At 72.9% G+C, this 2,851-nt stretch carries 2 protein-coding genes and 1 pseudogene; all 3 read right to left on the bottom strand.

Going from position 1 to position 2,851, the window contains the following annotated elements; all coding sequences use genetic code 11:
* Positions 1-30: 30 nt before the first annotated feature.
* Positions 31-777: a class I SAM-dependent methyltransferase gene (locus tag VGH76_RS06860; RefSeq protein WP_331555878.1), complete on the bottom strand. Its 747-nt coding sequence runs from the start codon at positions 775-777 to the stop codon at positions 31-33.
* 25 nt (positions 778-802) lie between these two features.
* Positions 803-1,984 (bottom strand): glycosyltransferase family 4 protein, encoded by a 1,182-nt coding sequence (locus VGH76_RS06855; RefSeq protein WP_331555877.1) that lies wholly within the window; start codon positions 1,982-1,984, stop codon positions 803-805.
* 38 nt (positions 1,985-2,022) lie between these two features.
* Positions 2,023-2,851 (bottom strand): annotated as a pseudogene (locus VGH76_RS06850) (hypothetical protein); the annotation flags it as partial.

The raw sequence follows: 2,851 nt of genomic DNA, 5'->3' as shown, positions 1-2,851 counted from the left end.
AGAGGTCACCCGATCAGACGTCTCTCCAGGTCAGGCCGAGGTCGTCACGTAGAGACGGCCGTCCCACCGGGAACCGGCGCTGGTGTCCGGGTCGGCCGTGACCATCCGCGCCCCCAGCGATTCCACCAACCGCTGCACGTCGGGCTCCGGGGTCCCGTGCATCTCCATGCCGCGCCGCAGCACCCGCGCCACCGGCACCGGCAGGGCGGCGAGCACCCGGCCCGCCACCGAGGACGCGGGCCGGGTCGGCATCTGGAAGACGACGACCGCGCCCGGCCGGGCCACGCGCCAGAACTCCCGGATGTACCCGTGCGCGAGGGCAGGCGGCATGTGCTGCAGCACCCGGCAGGAGTAGACGAGATCCACCGAGTCCGTCTCCACCGCGGCCAGGTCGGTCCCGGTCACCTGGACGAACCGGCACGCGTCGTCGGGAACGATCTCCCGTGCCTTGTCGAGCATCGTCGGCGAGATGTCGCAGCCGAGGACCTCGGAGAACCCGACCGAGGCCAGGCCGTGGGAGAGCCGGCCCGCGCCGCAGCCGAAGTCCAGGGCACGCGCCCGCCCGACCTCGAGGCCGAGCTCGCCGAGCCGGGCCATCACCGTGGTGATCTCGTCGACGCCGGTGGCCAGGAAGTCCTCCGGGCTCCACGCACCGGAGTCCTTCCGGCGCTTGTTCCTGTCCGTGAGCACGGCCCACATCGGGTCGTCGCCACCGAGCTTCGTCCAGGTGCGGGAGACGTCGGCGATGTCGGAGGAGGCGTCACGGTCGGTGGTCACGGGCGGTTCTCCAGCAGTGTCGATGTCAGCCGGCGGCCTTGGTGAAGACCGCCTCGTAGGCGTCGAGCACGGACTCGACGCTGAACGCCTCGGCCGCGGCGTCGCGACCGGCGGCCGGGTCGGGCGGGGCGTCGCGCAGCCGTGCCAGCCCGTCACGCAACGCCGGCACGTCGGCCGCGGGGACGATCGTGCCGAACCCGGTCCGCTGGACCGGCAACCGCACCCCGGGCAGGTCACTGACGAGGGCCGGAACCCCCGCCAGCATGCCGACGACCTGCACGATCCCGAACGCCTCGAACGCGTTGACCGACGGCAGGGCGAAGGCGTCGATCGAGGAGTAGAAGTCGGCGAGGCGCTGGTCGGGGACGAACCCCAGCAGGTCGATCCGGTCGTCGTTGCCGGCGTGGGCCCGCACCCGCTCCACGACGCTGCCTCCCGCGATCCCCGAGTGCTCCCCACCGATCAGCAGGCGGGCGTCGGGGTCGTCGAGGGCGAGGAAGGCATCGACGAGGTGCTCGACACCCTTCTCCTCGACGATCCGGCCCAGGAAGCCCACGTGGAACCCCTCGCCGCGACGGTAGGTCGGCGCACCCTCCGTCACCGGGACGCAGGGCGGCGGGATCGCCACCATGTTCGGTGCGATCACCGGCCACAACCGGCTCCGCCGGGCATAGTCCTCGCTGGTCACGACCGTCGCCGCCGAGCGGCGCATCCCGGAGCGGCTGGACCGGTCGACCGCCTCGCGCTGGGCCACGTTGACCATGCCCGGTGGCAGGCTGACGTCGCAGTGGTAGGTGGAGACGACGGGGATCGGGGCGAGCGCGGTGAGCAGGCCGGCCTCGATCAGCGGCAGGTGGAGGTTCGCCACCCGCGAGCGACGCATCTCCCGGAGGGCCATCCGCGTCAGGTTGACGCCGATGGTCCCCTTGCCGACCTTCGCGAGGACCGGTGCGCGCACGATCCGCACGCCGTTGAGGGTCTCGTTGGTGGGGAGCGACGGTTCGTGCTTGCTGGCCACCACACACACCCGCCAGCCCCGCGCGGCGAGGCCCTCGGCGACATCACGGGCCACGTTGGTCAAGCCCGACACGTAGGGCGCGTAGTAGGTCAGGACGATGACCAGGTCGTTCTCGACGGGCGAGTCCCTGCGAGCGATGGTCGCGCCTCCCGTGGTCCTCGTCGGACGACCATTGCCGGCCGTGCTCATCCGTGCGACCACGGTATCGCCCGACGGGATCGATCGAGTCACGCCCCGCAACGAATCCCTGGACAGATCGGGACGATCCAGACCCCGTTCTCGTAACGTCCGAGGTCACCGCCCACGGCGCGTGCCCAGCCCAGCGAGGCGTCGGGGTCGCGCAGCACCGCGGGCACGACGACGATCGCGGTCACCCGTCGGGCCGCCAGATCGGTCCGGGCCGCGGCCACGTCGCCCCGCCCGCCGTCGGCGATGCCTCGCTGGAACGCACCGACAGCGCCCTCGTAGAGCACCGGCTCGGACGCGCTGCCGCCGATGAAGTAGCCGCCGGTCTGCCGGTAGGAGAAACCGGCGAGGGCCTGCCAACGCAGCGGGTCGCCGCCTCCCTGCCAGGCCTGTGAGGGTCGCGGCACCATCTCGACGATCGGTGGGCCACCGTCGGCGGCCACCGGGCCCAGCCCCGGCGCTCCCGAGGTGAAGAAGCCGGGCACGTCGGCGCTGGCCGTGCGCTGGTCGTCCACCGGCACCCAGGTGACCGCCGCCGCGAGCACGAGGACCACCACGACCGCGCGCCCGGCCCGGCGCCACCGGCCCGCTCCGGGGCGGGTGAGGTGCTCGAGCGCCAGGGCCCACACGGTCACCACCCCGAGCGCCACGAACGGCGCCAGCCGGCCTGCCTCCGCCTGACCGACCAGCGGCAGGTCGACGAGGTACCGCCAGGGCAGCGGAACACCGGTGTCGCGGTCGAGGATCGCCACCGACGTCCCGAGCGATGCCACGCCGAGCAGCACGGTGACCACCGCGGTGAGCACCACCGGGCGGGAGCGGACGACCACGACCGCGGCGAGGAACACCAGCAGCATCGCCACACCGAGG

Origin of the sequence: Actinomycetospora sp. (assembly GCF_036497585.1) — a bacterium.
Classification (GTDB): domain Bacteria; phylum Actinomycetota; class Actinomycetes; order Mycobacteriales; family Pseudonocardiaceae; genus Actinomycetospora.
Note: the sequence above shows the minus strand (reverse complement) of the source record. Positions and strands in the feature narration are given on the sequence as shown.